20 protein-coding genes and 1 tRNA gene are annotated in these 20,874 nt (G+C 70.6%); 17 read left to right on the top strand and 4 right to left on the bottom strand.

The features are described 5' to 3' along the window. Positions 1–325: 325 nt before the first annotated feature. A complete protein-coding gene (locus AB0I66_RS32155) occupies positions 326–1,771 on the top strand; it encodes an NAD-dependent malic enzyme (protein ID WP_363211479.1) in 1,446 nt (481 codons plus the stop codon). A gap of 295 nt (positions 1,772–2,066) precedes the next feature. Continuing rightward, positions 2,067–2,348 carry an HU family DNA-binding protein gene (locus AB0I66_RS32150; protein ID WP_016645140.1) on the top strand — a complete coding sequence of 94 codons (282 nt, stop codon included), beginning with the start codon at positions 2,067–2,069 and terminating at the stop codon, positions 2,346–2,348. A 99-nt stretch (positions 2,349–2,447) separates the two neighbouring features. Here the strand turns inward: AB0I66_RS32150 and murA are convergent, their stop codons facing one another. Beyond that, on the bottom strand, positions 2,448–3,788 hold the full coding sequence (murA, locus tag AB0I66_RS32145; RefSeq protein ID WP_344521857.1) for a UDP-N-acetylglucosamine 1-carboxyvinyltransferase: 1,341 nt from the start codon (positions 3,786–3,788) through the stop codon (positions 2,448–2,450). 245 nt (positions 3,789–4,033) lie between these two features. Between murA and AB0I66_RS32140 the strand changes: the two genes are divergently transcribed. The 12 genes from AB0I66_RS32140 (at position 4,034) to AB0I66_RS32085 (ending at position 15,497) form a co-directional block, all read left to right on the top strand. Further along, positions 4,034–4,636, top strand: coding sequence for a YqgE/AlgH family protein (locus AB0I66_RS32140; protein ID WP_363211478.1), 603 nt, complete (start codon positions 4,034–4,036; stop codon positions 4,634–4,636). Positions 4,637–4,692: 56 nt separating this feature from the next. Next, positions 4,693–4,968, top strand: a complete 276-nt coding sequence (locus AB0I66_RS32135) for a hypothetical protein (RefSeq protein WP_363211477.1) — start codon at positions 4,693–4,695, stop codon at positions 4,966–4,968. Between the two features lie 132 nt (positions 4,969–5,100). After that, positions 5,101–6,201: a hypothetical protein gene (locus AB0I66_RS32130; RefSeq protein WP_363211476.1), complete on the top strand. Its 1,101-nt coding sequence runs from the start codon at positions 5,101–5,103 to the stop codon at positions 6,199–6,201. Between the two features lie 10 nt (positions 6,202–6,211). Beyond that, the gene (locus tag AB0I66_RS32125) at positions 6,212–6,619 is read left to right on the top strand and encodes a hypothetical protein (RefSeq protein ID WP_363211475.1); all 408 of its coding nucleotides are present in this window, start codon (positions 6,212–6,214) and stop codon (positions 6,617–6,619) included. A gap of 135 nt (positions 6,620–6,754) precedes the next feature. Then, on the top strand, positions 6,755–7,225 hold the full coding sequence (locus AB0I66_RS32120) for a hypothetical protein (RefSeq protein WP_363211474.1): 471 nt from the start codon (positions 6,755–6,757) through the stop codon (positions 7,223–7,225). A 413-nt stretch (positions 7,226–7,638) separates the two neighbouring features. Further along, positions 7,639–7,761 (top strand): hypothetical protein, encoded by a 123-nt coding sequence (locus AB0I66_RS32115; protein ID WP_363211473.1) that lies wholly within the window; start codon positions 7,639–7,641, stop codon positions 7,759–7,761. Positions 7,762–7,824: 63 nt separating this feature from the next. Then, complete coding sequence (locus AB0I66_RS32110; RefSeq protein ID WP_363211472.1) at positions 7,825–8,133, top strand: DUF3039 domain-containing protein; 309 nt, start codon at positions 7,825–7,827, stop codon at positions 8,131–8,133. A 96-nt stretch (positions 8,134–8,229) separates the two neighbouring features. Continuing rightward, positions 8,230–9,846 (top strand): beta-N-acetylhexosaminidase, encoded by a 1,617-nt coding sequence (locus AB0I66_RS32105; RefSeq protein ID WP_363211471.1) that lies wholly within the window; start codon positions 8,230–8,232, stop codon positions 9,844–9,846. A 296-nt stretch (positions 9,847–10,142) separates the two neighbouring features. Next, positions 10,143–11,045 (top strand): FAD binding domain-containing protein, encoded by a 903-nt coding sequence (locus tag AB0I66_RS32100; RefSeq protein WP_363211470.1) that lies wholly within the window; start codon positions 10,143–10,145, stop codon positions 11,043–11,045. Then, entirely contained in the window at positions 11,042–12,640 is a 1,599-nt protein-coding gene (locus AB0I66_RS32095) for a 2Fe-2S iron-sulfur cluster-binding protein (RefSeq protein WP_363211469.1), read from the top strand. The genes AB0I66_RS32100 and AB0I66_RS32095 overlap by 4 nt, the downstream gene beginning before the upstream one ends. Beyond that, complete coding sequence (locus AB0I66_RS32090; protein WP_363211468.1) at positions 12,637–14,949, top strand: molybdopterin cofactor-binding domain-containing protein; 2,313 nt, start codon at positions 12,637–12,639, stop codon at positions 14,947–14,949. Before AB0I66_RS32095 ends, AB0I66_RS32090 begins: the two co-directional genes overlap by 4 nt. Before the next feature lie 8 nt (positions 14,950–14,957). Next, a complete protein-coding gene (locus AB0I66_RS32085; protein ID WP_363211571.1) occupies positions 14,958–15,497 on the top strand; it encodes an AAA family ATPase in 540 nt (179 codons plus the stop codon). 1 nt (position 15,498) lies between these two features. Here the strand turns inward: AB0I66_RS32085 and AB0I66_RS32080 are convergent. The 3 genes from AB0I66_RS32080 to AB0I66_RS32070 all read right to left on the bottom strand — a co-directional run bounded on the left by AB0I66_RS32080 (position 15,499) and on the right by AB0I66_RS32070 (position 16,339). Then, positions 15,499–15,573 (bottom strand) — tRNA-Cys (locus AB0I66_RS32080). A 98-nt stretch (positions 15,574–15,671) separates the two neighbouring features. Next, positions 15,672–16,079 (bottom strand): PIN domain nuclease, encoded by a 408-nt coding sequence (locus AB0I66_RS32075; RefSeq protein WP_363211467.1) that lies wholly within the window; start codon positions 16,077–16,079, stop codon positions 15,672–15,674. Further along, complete coding sequence (locus tag AB0I66_RS32070; RefSeq protein ID WP_363211466.1) at positions 16,076–16,339, bottom strand: type II toxin-antitoxin system VapB family antitoxin; 264 nt, start codon at positions 16,337–16,339, stop codon at positions 16,076–16,078. Before AB0I66_RS32070 ends, AB0I66_RS32075 begins: the two co-directional genes overlap by 4 nt. A 140-nt stretch (positions 16,340–16,479) precedes the next feature. Here AB0I66_RS32070 and AB0I66_RS32065 point away from each other — a divergent pair, with 140 nt between their 5' ends. The 3 genes from AB0I66_RS32065 (at position 16,480) to AB0I66_RS32055 (ending at position 20,824) form a co-directional block, all read left to right on the top strand. Further along, positions 16,480–17,934: an MFS transporter gene (locus AB0I66_RS32065; RefSeq protein ID WP_363211465.1), complete on the top strand. Its 1,455-nt coding sequence runs from the start codon at positions 16,480–16,482 to the stop codon at positions 17,932–17,934. 135 nt (positions 17,935–18,069) lie between these two features. Then, positions 18,070–19,869, top strand: coding sequence for a DEAD/DEAH box helicase (locus AB0I66_RS32060; RefSeq protein ID WP_363211464.1), 1,800 nt, complete (start codon positions 18,070–18,072; stop codon positions 19,867–19,869). 313 nt (positions 19,870–20,182) lie between these two features. After that, positions 20,183–20,824, top strand: coding sequence for a helix-turn-helix domain-containing protein (locus AB0I66_RS32055; protein ID WP_190080202.1), 642 nt, complete (start codon positions 20,183–20,185; stop codon positions 20,822–20,824). Positions 20,825–20,874: the final 50 nt, after the last annotated feature.

Raw genomic sequence — 20,874 nt, 5'->3', positions numbered from 1 at the left:
CGGGGATCGTTTGTTACCGTTGATGTGGCACCGGCCCGATCCAAGCCCCCGGGCCCAACCATCGTCGCTACGAGCGACCACTTGCCGCGAGGCGAGCATGGCGGGTCGGTGTCATAAGCGTTCGAAGAGGCCTTCGTCACTCGGTGACGGAGGCCTCTTTCGGTTCCCCCCTACCGACGGCCCGCAACTTCTCGTATGGTGGAAACCAGTTTCCGAAAAGCTGGTGAACGAAAAGTTCGCAATCCGAGGCGGCTACCACGTACTCAGTGGTAGGTGCGACGATCGGACGGCAAGAGCAACACGGTGAAAGCAGAGGAAGTCGGCCATGGCAACGGCGCCCAGCGTCTCCTACTCGAACACGGTCCGGTTGGAGGTGCCCGCGAGCGGCACCGCGGTCTCCCAGATCACCACGGCCGTCGAGTCCCACGGAGGCTCGGTGACCGGCCTCGACGTCACGGCGTCCGGCCATGAGGCACTGAGGATCGACGTCACGATCGCGGCGACCTCCACGACGCACGGCGACGAGATCGTCGCGCAGCTGCGCACCATCGAGGGCGTCACCGTCGGCAAGGTCTCCGACCGTACGTTCCTGATGCACCTCGGCGGCAAGATCGAGATGGCGTCCAAGCACCCCATCCGGAACCGCGACGACCTCTCCATGATCTACACCCCGGGCGTGGCCCGCGTGTGCATGGCGATCGCCGAGAACCCCGAGGACGCGCGCCGCCTCACCATCAAGCGCAACTCCGTTGCGGTCGTAACGGACGGCTCGGCCGTCCTCGGGCTCGGCAACATCGGCCCGAAGGCCGCGCTGCCGGTCATGGAGGGCAAGGCGGCCCTCTTCAAGCGCTTCGCCGGCATCGACGCGTGGCCGCTGTGCCTGGACACCCAGGACACCGACGCGATCGTCGAGATCGTGAAGGCGATCGCCCCCGGCTTCGCGGGCATCAACCTGGAGGACATCTCGGCGCCGCGCTGCTTCGAGATCGAGGCCCGCCTGCGCGAGGCCCTGGACATCCCCGTCTTCCACGACGACCAGCACGGCACCGCGATCGTCGTGCTCGCCGCGCTGACCAACGCACTTCGCGTGGTGGGCAAGGACATTGGCGACGTACGCGTCGTCATGTCCGGTGCGGGCGCGGCCGGTACGGCCATCCTCAAGCTGCTCATCGCGGCGGGCGTCAAGCACGCCGTCGTCGCCGACATCCACGGCGTCGTGCACGCGGACCGCGAGGACCTCGTGGATGCCGCGCCGGACTCGCCGCTGCGCTGGATCGCCGACAACACCAACCCCGAGGGCGCCCGCGGCACCCTCAAGGAAGCGGTCGTCGGCGCCGACGTCTTCATCGGCGTGTCGGCCCCGAACGTCCTGGGCGCCGACGACGTCGCGGCCATGGCCGACGGCGCCATCGTGTTCGCGCTCGCGAACCCGGACCCCGAGGTCGACCCCGCCATCGCCCGCCAGACGGCGGCAGTGGTGGCCACCGGCCGCTCGGACTTCCCGAACCAGATCAACAACGTCCTGGTCTTCCCCGGTGTCTTCCGCGGTCTGCTCGACGCCCAGTCGCGCACCGTCAACACGGAGATGATGCTGGCGGCGGCGGGCGCCCTCGCGGACGTCGTCGCCGAGGACGAGCTCAACCCGAACTACATCATCCCCAGCGTCTTCAACGACAAGGTCGCGGGCGCGGTCGCCGATGCGGTGCGCAGCGCGGCGAAGGCCGCCGGGGTGACGGCCGGGGTGGCTGTGACAGGCGCCACGGCCCAGTAGTACGGCGCGTCGCGGAACGCAGGGCCCTCAAAGGCCCTCTAGGGTGGCGTGGAAGCGCGCCCCCGACTGCCACCTTCCCAGGGGCGGTGAAGCTTTTCGTGTGACCCCAAGGGGCCCGGATTGGCTTTCCCGCCGCAGGTGGGGGCAGGATGCCTTTCTGGGCGCGAGGGTCCGGATGACGGACCCGGGTCCGGGGCCTGACCGAGGACCCTGGCAGCATCGGCTTCGCTGTGCCCATCATGCGGCCCCGCCGCGTGGCACGCCTCAACGGCAAGAAGAACACGGGAGTACAAACATGAACCGCAGTGAGCTGGTGGCCGCGCTGGCCGACCGCGCCGAGGTGACCCGCAAGGACGCCGACGCCGTGCTGGCGGCGTTCGCCGAGACCGTCGGCGAGATCGTTGCCAAGGGCGACGAGAAGGTCACCATCCCCGGCTTCCTGACCTTCGAGCGCACCCACCGTGCCGCTCGCACCGCCCGGAACCCGCAGACCGGCGAGCCGATCAACATCCCGGCCGGCTACAGCGTCAAGGTTTCGGCGGGCTCCAAGCTCAAGGAAGCCGCCAAGGGCAAGTAGCCTCAAGCAGCAAGAGAAGGGGCGGCCACCCGGTTGGGTGGCCGCCCCTTCTGCGTGCCGTTCAAAAGATGGCCTCAAACGCCGGCCGGGCTGAACTCGCTACAGCGTCGCCCGGCCCGGCAGCTCGACCTTCGCGCCGAGCTCCACGAGCTTGTCCATGAAGTTCTCGTAGCCGCGGTTGATCAGGTCGATGCCGTGGACGCGGGACGTCCCCTGGGCCGCCAGAGCGGCGATCAGGTACGAGAAGCCGCCGCGCAGGTCGGGGATGACCAGATCGGCGCCCTGGAGCTTCGTGGGGCCGCTGACGACCGCCGAGTGGAGGAAGTTGCGCTGCCCGAAGCGGCAGTCGGAGCCGCCGAGGCACTCGCGGTAGAGCTGGATGTGCGCGCCCATCTGGTTGAGCGCGGAGGTGAAGCCGAGCCGCGACTCGTACACCGTCTCGTGCACGATCGACAGACCGGCGGCCTGCGTCAGGGCGACGACGAGCGGCTGCTGCCAGTCCGTCTGGAAGCCGGGGTGCACGTCCGTCTCCAGGGCGATCGCGTTGAGCGAGCCGCCCGGGTGCCAGAAGCGGATGCCCTCGTCGTCGATCTCGAAGGCACCGCCCACCTTCCGGTAGGTGTTCAGGAACGTCATCATCGACCGCTGCTGGGCGCCGCGGACGTAGATGTTGCCTTCGGTCGCCAGGGCCGCGGAAGCCCAGGAGGCGGCCTCCAGGCGGTCCGAGAGGGCGTGGTGGTTGTAGCCGCCCAGGCTGTCGACACCGGTGACCCTTATGGTCCGGTCGGTGTCCATCGCGATGATCGCGCCCATCTTCTGCAGGACGCAGATGAGGTCTTCGATCTCGGGCTCGACGGCCGCGTTCGAGAGCTCGGTGACGCCCTCCGCGAGAACCGCGGTCAGCAGCACCTGCTCGGTGGCGCCGACGGACGGGTAGGGCAGCTGGATCTTCGTGCCGCGGAGCCGCTGCGGTGCCTCCAGGTACTGGCCGCCCTCGCGCTTCTCGATGGTCGCGCCGAACTGGCGGAGCACCTCGAAGTGGAAGTCGATCGGCCGGCCGCCGATGTCGCAGCCGCCGAGGCCGGGGATGAAGGCGTGCCCGAGGCGGTGCAGGAGCGGCCCGCAGAAGAGGATCGGGATGCGCGACGACCCGGCGTGGGCGTCGATGTCCGCGACGTTGGCACTCTCCACGTGCGAGGGGTCCATGACCAGCTCGCCCGGCTCCTCACCGGGGCGGACCGTGACGCCATGCAGCTGCAGGAGTCCGCGTACGACGCGCACGTCGCGGATGTCTGGGACATTGCGCAGCCTGCTCGGAGCGCTGCCGAGCAGCGCGGCGACCATGGCCTTGGGCACGAGGTTCTTCGCGCCGCGGACACGGATCTCGCCCTCCAGCGGGGTTCCGCCGTGGACAAGCAGTACATCGTCGGTGACGGTCATGAATCTCGCGTTCCGATTGGATGGACGGGTGGACCAAAGGGCAAGCGTAATGGGCGTGTACCCCCTCTCCGTAAGGCCAAGGGCACGCGAAACACGTCAGGACTTCGTGACAACACGAACCGTTCGGAACCGGACACTCCGGGTCACCGCCGAAAGAGTGCGCTCCGGACGCGCCCATGCGCCCCTGAGCTGCATTCACTCCCGTACGGGCATTGCCTCCCCCCGCGGGGCAAAGATGCGGGATCATGTCGTTCATGACCGAGGTGTCCTCGCTCACAGGGCGGCTGCTCGTGGCCACGCCTGCCCTGGCGGACCCGAACTTCGACCGCGCGGTGGTGCTGCTCCTCGACCACGACGAGGAGGGCTCGCTCGGCGTAGTCCTCAACCGGCCCACGCCGGTGGACGTCGCGGACATCCTGGAGGGCTGGGGTGAGCTGGCGGGCGCGCCGGGCGTCGTCTTCCAGGGCGGCCCCGTCTCGCTCGACTCGGCGCTCGGCGTGGCGGTGATCCCCGGGGAGGAGGGGCCCGGCTCCCGGCCGCGGCCCGGCAGGGGCGAGCCCATCGGCTGGCGCCGCGTGCACGGCGCGATCGGCCTGGTCGACCTGGACACCCCGCCCGAACTCCTGGCCCCCGCGCTCGGCTCCCTGCGCATCTTCGCCGGCTACGCGGGCTGGGGCCCGGGCCAACTGGAGGACGAGCTCGTCGAGGGCGCCTGGTACGTGGTCGAGTCCGAACCCGGCGACGTCTCGTCACCGTCCCCGGAGCGCCTGTGGCGAGCGGTCCTGCGCCGCCAGCGCAGCGAACTGGCGATGGTGGCCACCTATCCGGATGACGCTTCGCTCAACTGAGGTCTCCTCGGGGAACTCGACCTCTAGCGTGGGCCGGGGGAGTGTCTGATCCTGATTTGGCCGTCGACTATGAGTTGCTCGATACGTCGGCGAAGCAGCTGGGCGCCATTCAGCGAGAGTTCAAGAACCTGGGTGAATGGAAAGACGACATCGGGTCGGTCGTGGGGGCCTCGGACCTTAGAGGGGCGATGACCGATTTCATCGGCAACTGGGACGACAACCGCAAGCGTCTGCTTGAGTCGTTGAATGCTGTCGGCACGATGGTCGAGGAAACGCGAAACGCATTCCAGAGGCTTGATGAGAATTTGTCGAAGCCCGGCAAGAAGAAGTAGTGATCCGGAAATCGCGTCGACCCGTCATCTGGATTCTGGAGAAGAGTGGCACGACCGAAGGACTGGCAGCCCCTGTGTGAAAGTGATCCCGTGCCGGGTGATCCTGATGGGGTTCGTGGCCAGGTAAAGCACATGAAGAAGATCGCCGAGTATCTGCGTACTCAGGCGCCGCAGCGCTCAATGCGATGGCTGACGCCGAAAATCTCAAGGGGAAGTACGCGGAGAAGCTCGGTGATCGACGCGCACGAGGGCAGGGCTGACGACAAGCCCGACTCCGGCAGAGACGGAAAGGGCGGCAAGGGCTCCGGCGCCGAGGACGCCGCGCTCAAGCGTGCCAAAGAAGACCTGGAGAGCGCCCGGGGGCGGTTCAACTCCGCGGTCGGCGACTACGACGAACGCTCCGGTCACTTCGCGGGGAAGATCAGGGAATCCATCGACGATGACATGGCGGACAGTTGGTGGAACGACGCCAAGGGAGCGATCGCTGACGCGGACTGGATCGGCGAATGGGCTGACAGGTTGAGCTGGGTCGCGACGGCCGTAGGTGTCGCAGCCATGCTCTTCCCGGGCATCGGCTGGATCGCGGCTGCCTTGACCGTCGCGGTGCTGATTGCCCACGCGGCGCAGGCGACCACGGGAAATGGTTCATGGTTCGACGTCATCATGGACATCGGGGCCTTGAAGTTGGCGCGTAATGGCATGAGAGCAGCCAAGGGGATCAAGCTCCTGCAGAACAGCTCACGCAAGGTTGCCTCCAAGTCGTCCGGTACCGCCCAGCAGGTGCAGAGCGCGTCGAAAACCGCCGGGTCGAGGGCCAGTTCGGTGGCGAAGTCCCGTAAAGGTGGTGGAAGGTCGGGAAATGCGCGCAACAACGCCAGAGCCCGAAATATGCGCCAACTGGCCAAGAGTCGGGCAGACGGGAAGAAAGCTGCCGGTGAGGTGCGCGATGCGGAGATGCCGCAGATTACCGCGCAGGAGAAGGCCGGTGTGTTGGGAGATGCCCAGCTCGGTCGCCAGATGAAGGACATCAAAAAGTGGCACGCTGAGTTTCCCGCCGACGCTCAGCTCGCGGCCAACGCCCGCCAGGCCGAGCGTCATAGGGACGCGCTCGTAGGGTCGTGGGGGGCCAGTACGGTCCTTGACAGTGGGGACAAAGCCGGCGACCAGGTCTCGGGTGGCGAGTACAGCAGAATGAAGGATCGTATGACGCGGTCAGTGGGCTCGCGATGGTGAGGAAAAGTTGATGACCATGGAGGGCTCAGACCGGGTGGTCCGCAGTGAGCGGCGTTTGGCGTGGCGCGTGGGCCTTTTCAGATGGTTCTTCCTGCTGTCCATGCTGCGTATGTTCGCCGCTCCCGCGAGCAAGGACTTCTTCGGCAGGGAATTGGTGCCGTGGCCGACGTGGGACTGGGCGCTGTGTGCGCTGGTACCGGTGCTCCTGATCTATATCTCGCGGCGTCCGGATGACTGGGAGGACCTGCGGGGTGAGCGCGGCCTGATCAAGTGGGCGCTCATTCTGTATCTCTTCTACGCGCTGATGTGGGCCGTCGGCAGCGGCGCCTGGACGCTCTGGATAGCAGTGGGTATCTGCCTCGCCGGTTTCGCCGGCATGTGGCGCCTCAATCGCGCGGAGCGGCTTCGTGCAGGCTGAACCGGCCGGGTGGGCGGAACGGGTCGACGACGAAGCCCCGGTCACCGGGTACCGCATCATCCTCCCCGACCAGTGGGCCCAAGTCCCCCTGCGTCAAGGCACGAGCGCCGTTTCCGGGAAGCCGTGGCGCAGGCCGTGAAGAGCAAGGCTCTCGATCTCTACCTGCCGGTCAAGCCGATGGGTGACTTCAGCGTCGGGGCATCGATCCTCGTCTCCGAGAGCCTCCTGCCCCGGCGGCAGGGGCAGCCGCAGAGTGAGGCCGAGCCCACCGAGGCAGCCGTGCGGCTCCTCTCCAGAGACGGTGTTGAAGGCGCCGATCTGAGTTCGGGAGACGTCGACGGGGCCCTCGCGGTCCGCCGGGAGCACGTGGCGAAGGCCGACAGCGGCCAAGGAGCGGAACTCGCCTCGCGGCGTGTCGAGTACATGATCTCCGTACCGGGCGACCCGGATCGCTGGTTCGTGGCGGCCTTCTCGACCGTCGGGGGCGGCAGTCCCCGGGACGAGCTGGCCGAGGTCCTCGTCGAATGGTTCGACGCCCTGATGGCGTCTTTCCGCTGGAGGCGGGCACGGCGGGCACGGCGGGCACGGCGGGAGTGGCGGGGATGAGCGAGTCCTTCCGGGCCGTCATCGACATCGAGGACGTCGACCCCACACCCTGGGTGATGGTGCCGCCGCGGTCCGGGCTGACGGCGCCCTGGTCGGTGTGGGAGGACATCCGCGCCTGGTCCCGGGAGGTTGCCGAGGAGGGAGTTGTGGGAGGACCACGACCTCGACCCGGGCCCGCACGGCGTGGACTTCGTGGCCGGCACCCTGGAGCGCTGCGTCGAGGCGTTCGCGCCGCCCGGCTCGGACCACTGGGTGTTCCTCCATCTCGATCAGCCCACCGATCTGCCGCTCCCGGTCTGCGCGGCCATCGGTCCTGCGTCGGGCCCCCGTGAGGCGGCCCTCCGTGTCCTCACCGAGGCGGACGACCCGGGGGCCGTCGAGCCCCCGTGGGTTGCGTCCGTCACGGCTGGCAGGTGGACGTGCACAAGGCGGACCTCGTCGTGTGGACGGCCACGGAAGATGTCGCCCACCTCCTGCGCGCCGCCGGTGACGTCGAGGACCTGGCGCGGTCGCTGTCGGTCTGGGTGGTTCCGTGAGGCACGCGATGTACCGGCCAGGGCGATGCCCGCAACCCGTGAGCGTAGGTACCCTTGGATGCCATGAGCACTCTTGAGCCCGAGCCCGAGCGCGGGGCAGGTACGGGGACCCTCGTAGAGCCGACGCCGCAGGTGTCGAGCGGTGACGGTGACCACGAGCGCTACGCGCACTATGTCCAGAAGGACAAGATCATGGCGAGCGCGCTCGACGGTACGCCCGTCGTCGCGCTCTGCGGCAAGGTGTGGGTGCCGGGTCGTGACCCGAAGAAGTACCCCGTCTGCCCCATGTGCAAGGAGATCTACGAGTCCATGAGCGCCGGTGGCGACAAGGACAAGGGCGGCAAGGACGGCAAGGGCGGCGGCAAGAAGTAGCCCCCGGGCGCGGTTCGAGGACCTCCCTCGTGAAAGGGCGTTGCGTGTACCGCAACGCCCCTTTTGCGTTGCGCAATCGCGTGGCAGCCTCGCCGCATGACCTTTGAGCAACTCATCCCGGCGCCCGCACGCGCCGAGGGGCCGTATTCCGAAGGCTTCGTCCTCGATTCGTCGACCGCGCTGCGTGCCGGGCCCGGCACCGAGTCCACCGAGCGCTGGCTGCGTGCCACGCTCGGCGGTGCGTTGGGGCTGCCCCTCGCGCCCGGTGAGGGTGGCGCCATCTCCCTCGGCATCGATGACTCCCTTGCTCCCGAGGCGTACCGGCTCACGGTGGGGGAGAGCGGCGTCGAGATTCTGGGTGGCGCCGCTCCCGGGGTCTTCTGGGGGGCCCAGAGCCTGCGGCAGCTCATCGGGGCCGAGGCCTTTCGGCGCGCACCGCTGCGGGCCGCCGGGCGGTACGCCGTCCCGGGGTGTCTGATCGAGGACAGTCCCCGCTTCGGCTGGCGCGGCATGATGCTTGACGTGGCCCGGCACTTCATGCCCAAGGACGGCGTGCTGCGGTACCTCGATCTTCTCGCCGCCCACAAGCTCAACGTCTTCCACTTCCACCTCACCGACGACCAGGGCTGGCGCATCGAGATCAAGCGCTACCCCAGGCTGACGGAGGCCGGTTCGTGGCGGCCGCGCTCGAAATGGGGCCACCGCGCCTCCGAGCTGTGGAACGACACCCCGCACGGCGGCCACTACACGCAGGACGACATCCGCGAGATCGTCGCGTACGCCCATGAGCGGCACATCGCCGTCGTACCCGAGATCGACATCCCCGGGCACTCGCAGGCCGCCATCCACGCCTATCCGGAGCTCGGCAACACCGACGTCGTCGACACCTCGGCGCTCGGCGTCTGGGACACCTGGGGCGTCAATCCGAATGTCCTCGCGCCGACCGAGAACACCCTTCGTTTTTACGAGGGGGTGTTCGAGGAAGTTCTTGAGCTCTTCCCCTCCACCTTCATCCATGTGGGAGGGGATGAATGTCCCAAGGACCAGTGGAAGGCGTCGCCCACCGCGCAGGCCCGCATCAAGGAGCTGGGCGTCGGTGACGAGAACGGGCTGCAGAGCTGGTTCATCCGGCACTTCGACAGCTGGCTGACCGCGCGCGGGCGCAGGCTCATCGGCTGGGACGAGATCCTGGAGGGCGGCCTCGCCGAGGGTGCCACCGTCTCCTCCTGGCGCGGCTACGGGGGCGGGATCGCGGCGGCCAAGGCCGGTCACGACGTCGTCATGTGCCCCGAGCAGCAGGTGTACTTGGATCACCGGCAGGACGGCGGCCCCGACGAGCCCGCGCCCATCGGCTTCGTCCGCACCCTGGAGGACGTCTACCGCTTCGAGCCGGTGCCGCCGCAGCTCACCGAGGACGAGGCACGCCACGTCCTCGGCACCCAGGCCAACGTCTGGACCGAGGTGATGGAGTACCACGCACGCGTGGACTACCAGGTGTTCCCGCGTCTGGCCGCCTTCGCCGAGGTCGCCTGGAGCCCGCTCCCGGCATCCGCCGAGCGCGACTTCGCGGACTTCGAGCGGCGAATGACCCCGCACTACGCGCGACTTGACGCGCTCGGCGTCGACTACCGGCCGCCCGGCGGCCCGTTGCCGTGGCAGAAGCGCCCGGGAGTGCTCGGACGCCCGATCGACGGGGCGCCCCCGAACGTGTGAGGTGAACCCGTGCTCCGCGTGTCGGACCGCCCGCGCTGAGAGCGTGGGCGGTCCGGCGAAAGCCGTACAAGAGACACCGAAGAGTGGCAATTCCCGCTGACCGGCGAGGGCGTGTGAAAACGGCACATCCCCCTGGTCTGCGGACGAATGACTCCTAGCGGACCCCCGCGCCGGGGCCCGGGGAAGATGTGCCAGAGTTGCCACGTCCGGGCTGTGAGCACGTACCGTACGGCGGAACAGGCGTAACGGTGGGCACGGCGATAAAGCCGCCGGGCATCGGGAAGGGGCAGCCGGTTTTGAGCACGCACGCACCGCAGGCGGCGCACACAGCGCAGACGGCGACGCTGCCTGCGACGTTGGACGAGGCCGTGGAGGCGCTCGCCGCGATGCCCGCCGCCGTGCCCGTGGCCGGCGGCACCGACCTCATGGCCTCCGTCAACGCGGGCCTCCTGCGCCCCGCCGCGCTCGTCGGCCTCGGCCGCATCAGCGAGATCCGCGGCTGGCAGTACCAGGACGGTCACGCCCTGCTCGGCGCCGGCCTCACCCACGCACGCGTCGGGCGGCCCGACTTCGCCGCCCTGATCCCCGCGCTCGCCGCCGCCGCACGCGCCGCCGGACCCCCGCAGATCCGCAACGCGGGCACCCTGGGCGGCAACATCGCCACGGCGGGGCCGACCGGCGACACCTTGCCCGTCCTGGCCGCCCTGGAAGCCGTCCTCGTCATCGCGGGACCCGGCGGCGCGCGCCGCGAGGTCCCCGTGTCGCACCTTCTCGCGGGCATGGACATGCTCCGCCCCGGTGAACTCATCGGCTTCGTACGGCTGCCGCTCCTGCACGCCCCGCAGGTCTTCCTGAAGGCGACCGGACGCACCGGACCCGGCCGCGCCCTCGCCTCCGTCGCGCTCGTCCTCGACCCGGCGCGGCGCGGTGTGCGCTGCGCGGTCGGTGCCGTCGCGCCGATGCCGCTGCGGCCCCTGGAGGCCGAGCAGTGGGTCGCCTCGCTGATCGACTGGGACGGCGAACGGGCGATCGTCCCGGAGGCGCTCACCGCCTTCGGTGAGTACGTCGCCGCCGCGTGCATCCCCGACCAGCCCCCGGCGGAGGACGGCTCGCCGCAGCCGCTGCCGCCCGCCGTACTGCACCTGCGGCGCACCGTCGCCGCGCTGGCCCGACGAGCACTGGGGAGGGCGCTGTCGTGAGTGACGACCGGCGTGACGGAGCCGCGAACGGCGGCTGGCAGCCGCATCCACAGGGTGAGTACGACTCGGACGCCACGGCCTTCGTGCAGCTTCCGGAAGGCGCCCTGGACTTCGACCACTCCCCGCTCGCCGCGCCCGGCCACGGTTACGTGCCGCCGCAGATAACGGTCACCCCCACCACGGCCGACGCGACGGACCCGGCCGCCACGGGAGTCTGGGCCATGCCGCCCGAGGTGACGGGCGCGGGTGCCGCGGGCACCGGTGTCCAGAACGTGCAGTGGCCGGATGCGGGCGGTGTGCCCGAGCCCGAGCCGCCGGTCCACCATCAGGAGCACGCGTACGACCCCCGGGCCACCGGGCAGTGGAGCTTCCACGAGGCGGAGGGACACGCGCCCGCCGCCCCGGCCCCCGCCGATGTCACGGGGCAGTGGTCGATCCCCGTCGCCAATGGTGATCTTCCGGATGAATCGGGTGAGTTCACCGCGTCCTCCCTTGCTACGCAGTGGGGTGGTACGCCGCCTGCGACGCTGCCGGGCGGAGCGGCCGCGCCGTGGGCGACCGGCGCGGGCGCGGGCGCGCCGTGGGCGGAGCCCGTGCAGCAGCCGTATGCCGAGCCGCAGGAGCAGGTCGACCCGCAGCCGCACGCGCAGCAGTACGCCGAGCCGCAGCACCACGATCCCGTGCCGCCCCCGGAGCCGTTCGTCCCGGCGGCGCCGGTGGCTCCCGAGATGCATGTGGTGCCGGAGATGCCTGTGGTGCCTGAGGCGCCTGAGGTACCCGTCGAGCCGGAACCAGAGCCCGAGCCGGAGCCCGCAGCCGAGGCCGAGCCGGACACCGAAGCCGAGGCGGAGGCAGAAGCCGAGGTCGAGGTCGACACCGACGTCGAACCCGAAGCCGAGGTGGAGGCGGACGCCGAAGCCGACCCCGACGCCGAGCCCGAAGCGGCGCTCACCGCCACCGCCCTCTCCGACGAACACCCCCTCTGCTCGTACGTCCTGCGCGTCAACGGCGCCGACCGCCCCGTCACCGACGCCTGGATCGGCGAGTCGCTCCTCTACGTCCTGCGTGAGCGCCTCGGCCTCGCGGGCGCCAAGGACGGCTGCTCGCAGGGCGAGTGCGGTGCCTGCAACGTCCAGGTGGACGGCCGTCTCGTCGCTTCCTGCCTGGTGCCCGCGGCCACCGCCGCCGGCAGCGAGGTGCGCACCGTCGAGGGCCTCGCCGCCGACGGCAGGCCCTCCGACGTGCAGCGGGCGCTCGCCGCCTGCGGTGCCGTCCAGTGCGGCTTCTGCGTGCCGGGCATGGCGATGACCGTGCACGACCTCCTTGAGGGCAACCCCGCCCCGACCGACCTGGAGGCCCGCCGCGCCCTGTGCGGCAACCTGTGCCGCTGCTCCGGCTACCGGGGCGTGCTCGACGCCGTGCAGGAAGTGGTCGCCGAGCGCGAGGCGTCGGCGGCGGCCGCGGAGCCGTCCGCCCAGGGTGACGGTGAGGCTCGCATCCCGCACCAGGCGGGACCCGGCGCCGGAGGGGTCAACCCGGCGGCGCAGGACGGAACGTACGAAGGACCATACGGCCAGGGCGGAGGCCAGGCGTGAGCAACGAAGCCGCGGGGAACGGGAACACCGCGACCGCAGCGGAGCCGCAGCCCGGACCGGAGCCGCTGCCGCACGGCATCGGCGCGTCCCTGCCGTCGGCGGAGTCCCGCGCCAAGACGGAGGGCACGTTCCCCTACGCGTCCGACCTGTGGGCGGAGGGACTGCTCTGGGCGGCTGTACTGCGCTCGCCGCACGCGCACGCACGCATCGTCTCGATCGACACGTCCCAGGCGCGTGAGATGCCGGGCGTGCGGTCCGTCGTCACGCACGAGGACGTGCCCGGCGAGGCCCTGCACGGCCGCAAGACCCCGGACCGCCCGGTCTTCGCCTCCGACGTCGTGCGCCACCACGGCGAGCCCATCGCGGCCGTGGCCGCCGACCACCCCGACACGGCACGGATGGCCGCCGCCGCCATCTTCGTCGAGTACGAGGTCCTCGAACCGGTCACCGACCCGGAGAAGGCCTTCGCGGCCGAACCCCTGCACCCCGACGGCAACTTGATCCGGCACATCCCGCTGCGGCACGGCGACCCGGAGGCGGCGGGCGAGCTCGTCGTCGAGGGCCTCTACCGCATCGGCCGTCAGGACCCGGCGCCGATCGGCGCGGAGGCGGGGCTCGCGGTGCCGCGTCCGGACGGGGGCGTGGAGCTCTACATCGCCTCCACCGACCCGCACACCGACCGCGACATGGCCGCGTCCTGCTACGGCATCGACCCGGACATCGTGAAGGTCGTCGTGACCGGCGTGCCCGGCGCGACCGCCGACCGCGAGGACGCCAGCTTCCATCTCCCGCTCGGCCTGCTCGCGCTGACCACCGGCTGCCCGGTGAAGCTGACGGCGACCCGCGAGGAGTCCTTCCTCGGCCATGCCCACCGCCACCCGACGCTGCTCCGCTACCGCCATCACGCGGACGCCGAGGGCAAGTTGGTGAAGGTGGAGGCGCAGGTCCTGCTCGACGCGGGCGCGTACGCGGACACCTCGTCGGACGCGCTCGCCGCGGCCGTCTCCTTCGCCTGCGGTCCGTACGTGGTACCGAACGCCTTCATCGAGGGCTGGGCAGTCCGCACGAACAACCCGCCGTCCGGACATGTCCGGGGCGAGGGCGCCATGCAGGTGTGCGCGGCGTACGAGGCCCAGATGGACAAGATCGCGAAGAAGCTGGGCATCGACCCGGCCGAGGTGCGGCTGCGCAACGCGATGGCGACGGGGGACATCCTGCCCACCGGGCAGACGGTCACCTGCCCCGCCCCGGTCGCCGAACTCCTCGCCGCCGTACGGGACTTCCCGCTCCCCGAGCTGCCCAAGGACACGCCCGAGGACGAGTGGCTGCTGCCCGGCGGCCCCGAGGGCGCGGGTGAGCCCGCCGCGGTGCGCCGGGGTGTCGGCTACGGCCTGGGCATGGTCCAACTCCTGGGCGCCGAGGGCACGGACGAGGTCTCCACGGCCACCGTGAAGGTCCACGACGGCATCGCGACCGTCATCTGCGCGGCGGTCGAGACGGGCCAGGGCTTCACCACGCTCGCCCGCCAGATCGTCCAGGAGACGCTCGGCATCGACGACGTCCGCGTGGCCCCGGTCGACACCGACCAGCCCCCCGCGGGCCCCAGCTGCCACGGCCGCCACACCTGGGTGTCGGGCGGTGCGGTGGAGCGCGCGGCGAAGATGGTCCGCACGCAGCTTCTCCAGCCCCTGGCCCACAAGTTCGGCATGTCGACCGAGCTGCTCCAGATCACCGACGGCAAGATCACCTCGTACGACGGAGTGCTGAGCACGACGGTGACGGAGGCGATGGACGGCAAGGAACTGTGGGCCACGGCCCAGTGCCGCCCGCATCCCACCGAGCCCCTCGACGAGGCGGGCCAGGGCGACGCGTTCGTCGGGATGGCCTTCTGCGCGATCCGCGCGGTGGTGGACGTCGACATCGAGATCGGTTCCGTACGGGTCGTGGAGCTCGCGGTCGCCCAGGACGTGGGCCGCATCCTCAACCCGAGCCAGCTGAAGGTGCGGATCGAGGCGGGCGTCACGCAGGGCGTCGGCGCGGCGCTCACGGAGAACCTCCGTACACCGCGCGGCCTGGTCCGCCACCCGGACCTCACCGGCTACGCGCTCCCGACCGCCCTGGACACCCCCGACATCCGCATCGTGAAGCTGGTCGAGGAGCGCGACGTGGTCGCCCCCTTCGGCGCGAAGGCGGCGAGCGCGGTACCGGTCGTGACGACCCCGGCGGCAGTGGCGTCGGCGGTACGGGCGGCCACCGGACGCCCGGTCAACCGCCTCCCGATCCGCCCCCAGGCGGCGGTCGCGACGTGACGGCGCCCTTGGCCGGGGTCGTCGTCATCACCGGCATCATGGCCTCGGGCAAGTCAACGGTCGCGCAGGCCCTCGCCGAGCGGCTGCCGCGCGCGGCGCACGTGCGCGGTGACGTCTTCCGCCGGATGATCGTGTCGGGCGGCGAGGAGTACGAGCCCGGCGCGTCGGAAGAGGCGGCGACCCAACTCCGCCTGCGTTACGGCCTGTCGGCGGCGACAGCGGACGCGTACGCGTCGGCGGGCTTCGTCGCGGTGGTCCAGGACGTCATCCTGGGCGAGGAGTTGAAGACGTACGTGGATCTGCTGCGCACGCGTCCCGTACACGTCGTCGTGCTCGCCCCGAGGCCGGAGGCGGTCGCCGCACGGGAGGCCGGTCGCGGAAAGACCGGGTACGGGGCGTGGACCGTGGAGGACCTGGACGCGGGGTTCCGCTCCACGACCCCCAGGCTCGGCCTCTGGCTGGACAGCTCGGACCTGACGGTCGAGGAGACGGTGAACGCGATTCTCGCGGGGCTCGACGAGGCGCGGGTCGACGAGGCGCGGGTCTGACTGGAGGCCGTGGCGGGAATCGAACCCGCGTTACTGGATTTGCAGTCCAGCCCCTGAGCCACTCGGGCACACGGCCAAGTTGTTGACCTGACTCCCCGACCGTAGCCGCGGCCGGCGGATTCGCTCAAGGAATCTTCGGCTGCCGCAACGGGACTGCCATGCGGCGTTCATGAATCACGGTCCAAGGAAGAGCGTGGGCTGCCCCGTGTGGCGTGCGATCGTCTCGAAGTCGTGGTCACGGTGGAGCAGCGTGCGCTCGGTCAGCTCGGCGGTCGCGGCGGTGAGCAGATCGACGACCCCCGGCGCGCGGTGCTCGCCGTGACGGGTCAGCGTGTGCTGGACCTCGCGTGCGCGCGAGTAGACGCTGTCGGGGACGGGAACCCACGCGTAGGCGAGGTTCAGGGCGCGCAGGATGAGGGCGCGATCGGCTGCCGAGCGGGCGGTGCAAAGGAACTCCAGCTCGGTCACGTCGCAGATCCCGACCAGTCCGGCGTCGATCGTCTGGTTCATGCCGTGGCGATCGTCCAGGTCGGGCAGCAGAAGCGTGAGGGCCGAGCTGTCGGCCAGGAAGCGCAAAGTCATTCGGCGGTCGGCTGGTCCTTGTCGGCCGGCTCGCGCAGGTCCTCGTAGGAGTCGTAGCCGTGCTTCTCGTTGAGGGCGTCGAGGTCGATCGCGCCGGAGGCGACGAGCTGGGCCAGCTCACGACGGGCCTGCGCGCGCACAGAGCGCTGCCTTATGTCGGCGAGCGCCTGATTCACGGTGTCCTTCTTGGTTGCCGTGCCCAGGATCTTCTGGGCCTCGGCGAGCGCTTCGTCGTCGATGTCGATGAGCATCTTCGTCATGACCACTCCCTCGCGTATATACGTCAGCTTAACATGTATATACGCGGGTCCCGCTCGCGCGGGGCGTACGACCAAAGTCCCGTGAGGTCATCGACCTCAGACAGGGGTCATAGTCCTCAACGCCCCTTACGCTGACCCCCATGAGCGCCCTGGAACCACGCGACGCGGAAGTCGCCGCCGCCCCGATAGTCCCGCCGTCCGAGCTCAAGGGCGGAGTGCTCCGCGCGCCCTACCGCGCGCTCAGCCTCGGCATCGTCTCCGTGGTGCTGCTCATCGCCTTCGAGGCGACCGCCGTCGGGACGGCGATGCCGGTGGCCGCCCGTGAGCTCGACGGCGTCTCGCTCTACGCCTTCGGCTTCTCCGCGTACTTCACCACCAGCCTCTTCGGCATGGTGCTCTCCGGGCAGTGGGCCGACCGGCGCGGGCCGCTTGGGCCGCTGGCCGGCGGGATCGCCGCGTTCGCCGCGGGGCTGCTGCTCTCCGGGACCGCCCAGGCCATGTGGATGTTCATCCTCGGCCGTGCCGTGCAGGGTCTCGGCGGCGGGCTCGTCATCGTCGCGCTGTACGTGGTCGTCAGCCGCGCCTACCCGGAGCATCTGCGGCCGTCCATCCTCGCGGCGTTCGCGGCCAGCTGGGTCGTGCCGTCCGTGGTGGGGCCGCTGGTCTCCGGGACCGTCACCGAGCACCTGGGGTGGCGCTGGGTCTTCGTCGGCATCCCGGTGCTCGTCGTGGCGCCGCTGGCCATCGCGCTGCCCGCCATCCGGCGCACCGCCTCCGGGCCCGTCGACCCCACCGCGCCCGTCGAGCCCTTCGACCGCCGCCGCGTCCGGCTCGCGCTCGGGATCTCGCTGGGGGCGGGACTCCTCCAGTACGCGGGCCAGGACCTGCGGTGGCTTTCGCTGCTCCCGGCGGCCGTCGGCGCCGCCGTGCTCGTGCCCGCCGTCCTCGGCCTGCTGCCGCGCGGCACGTACCGCGCCGCTCACGGCCTGCCCTCCGTCGTGCTGCTGCGGGGCATAGCCGCCGGGTCCTTCATCGCCGCCGAGTCCTTCGTGCCGCTGATGCTCGTCACCCAGCGCGGGCTCTCGCCGACCATGGCCGGGCTTTCGCTCGCCGTGGGCGGTGCGACCTGGGCGCTCGGGTCGTTCGTGCAGTCACGGCCGGGCATGGAGCCGCACCGTACCCGGCTCATGGTCGTCGGGATGCTCCTGGTGGCCGCCTCCATCGCCGCCGCGCCCACCGTCCTGATCGCCGCCGTCCCGGTGTGGATCGTGGCGGTGGCCTGGGCCTTCGGCTGCCTCGGCATGGGCACGGTCATCGGGTCCACCAGCGTCCTGCTGCTCCGGCTCTCGCCGCCCGCCGACGCGGGCGCCAACTCCGCCGCCCTCCAGATCTCCGACGGCCTCTCCAACGCCCTGCTCCTGGCCGCGGGAGGCGCCGCCTTCGCCGCGCTGGGCGGCGGGATGGTGGACGCGCACGGCTCCACCGGGGTGGGCGGATCGCACCCGGGGGCCTTCGTCGCCGTCTTCCTGCCGATGGCGGCGGTCGCCCTGGTGGGGGCGTGGGTGGGGACGCGGCTGAAGGAACGTGCTTCCTGAAGTGCCTCCTGAGGGGCGCGTGTGAGACGGGTCGCATCCGCCCCGGGCCCCGTGCCGCTCTCCGCGGGGCGTCAACCTTCACCGGTAGGGTGGCCCGGTTGTCGTACCTACCCCAGACGTCAAAACCCGGAGACCGTGACTACCACCGCCGCCAACTCCGCCTCCTCCCACCACCTCTCTCCCGCCTTCCCCGGCCGCGCCCCCTGGGGCACCGCCAACAAGCTGCGAGCCTGGCAGCAGGGCGCGATGGAGCGGTACCTCCAGGAGCAGCCGCGTGACTTCCTCGCCGTCGCGACACCCGGCGCAGGCAAGACGACGTTCGCGCTGACGCTCGCGTCCTGGCTGCTGCACCACCATGTCGTGCAGCAGGTGACGGTGGTCGCGCCGACCGAGCACCTGAAGAAGCAGTGGGCGGAGGCCGCGGCCCGCATAGGCATCAAGCTGGACCCGGAGTACAGCGCGGGCCCGCTCAGCAAGGAGTACCAAGGCGTCGCCATCACGTACGCGGGTGTCGGCGTGCGGCCCATGCTCCACCGGAATCGGGTCGAACAGCGCAAGACCCTCGTCATCCTCGACGAGATCCACCACGCCGGTGACTCGAAGTCGTGGGGCGAGGCCTGCCTCGAGGCGTTCGAGCCCGCGACGCGGCGCCTCGCGCTCACCGGTACGCCGTTCAGGTCCGACACCAACCCCATCCCCTTCGTCACGTACGAGGAGGGGAACGACGGCATCCGGCGGTCCGCCGCCGACTACACGTACGGATACGGCAGCGCGCTCGGCGACGGCGTCGTCCGTCCCGTTATTTTCCTTTCCTACTCCGGCAACATGCGGTGGCGGACCAAGGCCGGTGACGAGATCGCCGCGCGGCTCGGCGAGCCGATGACCAAGGACGCGATCTCGCAGGCCTGGCGGACGGCCCTGGACGCGCGCGGCGAGTGGATGCCGAATGTGCTGAAGGCCGCCGACCAGCGGCTGACGGAGGTCAGGAAGGCCATTCCGGATGCGGGCGGGCTCGTGATCGCCTCGGACCAGGACTCCGCGCGCTCCTACGCGAAGCTGATCCGCGAGCTCACCGGGGAGAAGGCCACCGTCGTCCTCTCCGACGACACGGGCGCCTCAAAGCGAATCGACGACTTCACCGCGAGCACCGACCGGTGGATGGTCGCCGTCCGCATGGTGTCCGAGGGCGTCGACGTGCCACGCCTCGCGGTGGGCGTGTACGCGACCACGATCTCGACGCCGCTCTTCTTCGCGCAGGCCGTCGGCCGTTTCGTGCGTTCCCGGCGGCGCGGCGAGACCGCGTCCGTCTTCCTGCCCACCGTCCCCGACCTCCTCGGCCATGCCAACGAGATGGAGGTCGAGCGCGACCACGTGCTCGACAAGCCGAAGAAGGAGGGGGAGGAGGACCCCTACGCCGAGTCCGAGAAGGAGATGGACGAGGCGAACAAGCAGGAGGACGAGGACACCGGCGAGCAGGAACAGTTCTCCTTCGAGGCGCTGGAGTCCGACGCCGTCTTCGACCGGGTTCTCTTCGACGGCGCCGAGTTCGGCATGCAGGCCCACCCGGGGAGCGAGGAGGAGCAGGACTACCTGGGCATCCCCGGCCTCCTCGAACCCGACCAGGTGCAGATGCTGCTCCAGAAGCGGCAGGCCCGGCAGATCGCGCACAGCAAGAAGCGGCCCGACGAGGAGGCGGACCTCCTCGAACTGCCCGCCGAGCGGCGGCCCGTGGTCTCCCACAAGGAGATGCTGGAGCTGCGCAAGCAGCTCAACACGATGGTCGGCGCGTACGTCCATCAGAGCGGGAAGCCGCACGGCGTGATCCACACCGAGCTGCGGCGCACGTGCGGCGGCCCGCCCAGCGCGGAGGCCACCGCCGGGCAGCTGCGGCAGCGGATCGCGAAGGTCGGCGAGTGGGCCACCCGCATGAAGTGAGCGCGCCTCCGCCGGTGTGAGGGGGAGGGGTGTGTTCCGCGTGTGGGGGAGTCGTGCGCACCCCCGCCGACGTGCCCCGCGTATGGGGCATTGCGCCCCTAACAGTCGGTCTCGTGCCCGGATTCTGGACGGAGTCTTCCGCTGAGCGGGACGGCCTCGCTAATGTCCCCGCAACGTACACGCCCCGTGGCAGCGCCGCCGCGGAGCGCAGCCGGAGTTCCGACCGGCGGCCTCTGACGCGCGTCGCCCACGGGACCGGCGACGCAACCGCTGCGTAAAGAGGCCGTCGACCCTCACCTAAGGAGTGGGCGTCGTGACCGCGGAGACTTCCCAGACGCTCGACCGAGGACTGCGCGTCCTCAAGCTGTTGGCCGACACCGACCATGGGCTCACCGTCACCGAGCTGTCGAACAAGCTCGGCGTGAACCGCACCGTGGTGTACCGCCTCCTCGCCACCCTGGAGCAGCATGCCCTGGTCCGTCGTGACCTGGGCGGCCGGGCCAGGGTGGGCCTCGGGGTGCTGCGCCTGGGCCGCCAGGTGCATCCGCTGGTGCGCGAGGCCGCGCTGCCCGCTCTTCGTTCGCTGGCCGAGGACATAGGTGCGACGGCGCACCTGACGCTGGTCGACGGCACCGAGGCCCTCGCCGTCGCCGTCGTCGAGCCGACCTGGACGGATTACCACGTGGCCTACCGGACCGGCTTCCGGCATCCCCTGGACCGCGGTGCCGCGGGCCGGGCGATCCTCGCCGCCCGGCAGGGCCTCGCCACCGACCCCGGCTACGCGCTGACGCACGGCGAGCTGGAGGCCGGCGCGAGCGGGGCGGCGGCGCCGTTGGTGGGGGTCACCGGCATAGAGGGCAGCGTGGGGGTCGTCATGCTGTCGGACTCGGTGCCGGAGCGGGTGGGACCACGGGTGGTGGACGCGGCGAGGGAAGTGGCCGACGCGTTGCGCTGAGGCCGCGCGGGCGAGCGGGTTCTCCCGGGCACCGTCGATCACCGGCTCCG

The organism is Streptomyces sp. NPDC050439 (assembly GCF_040655335.1).
Lineage (GTDB): Bacteria > Actinomycetota > Actinomycetes > Streptomycetales > Streptomycetaceae > Streptomyces.
Note: the sequence above shows the minus strand (reverse complement) of the source record. Positions and strands in the feature narration are given on the sequence as shown.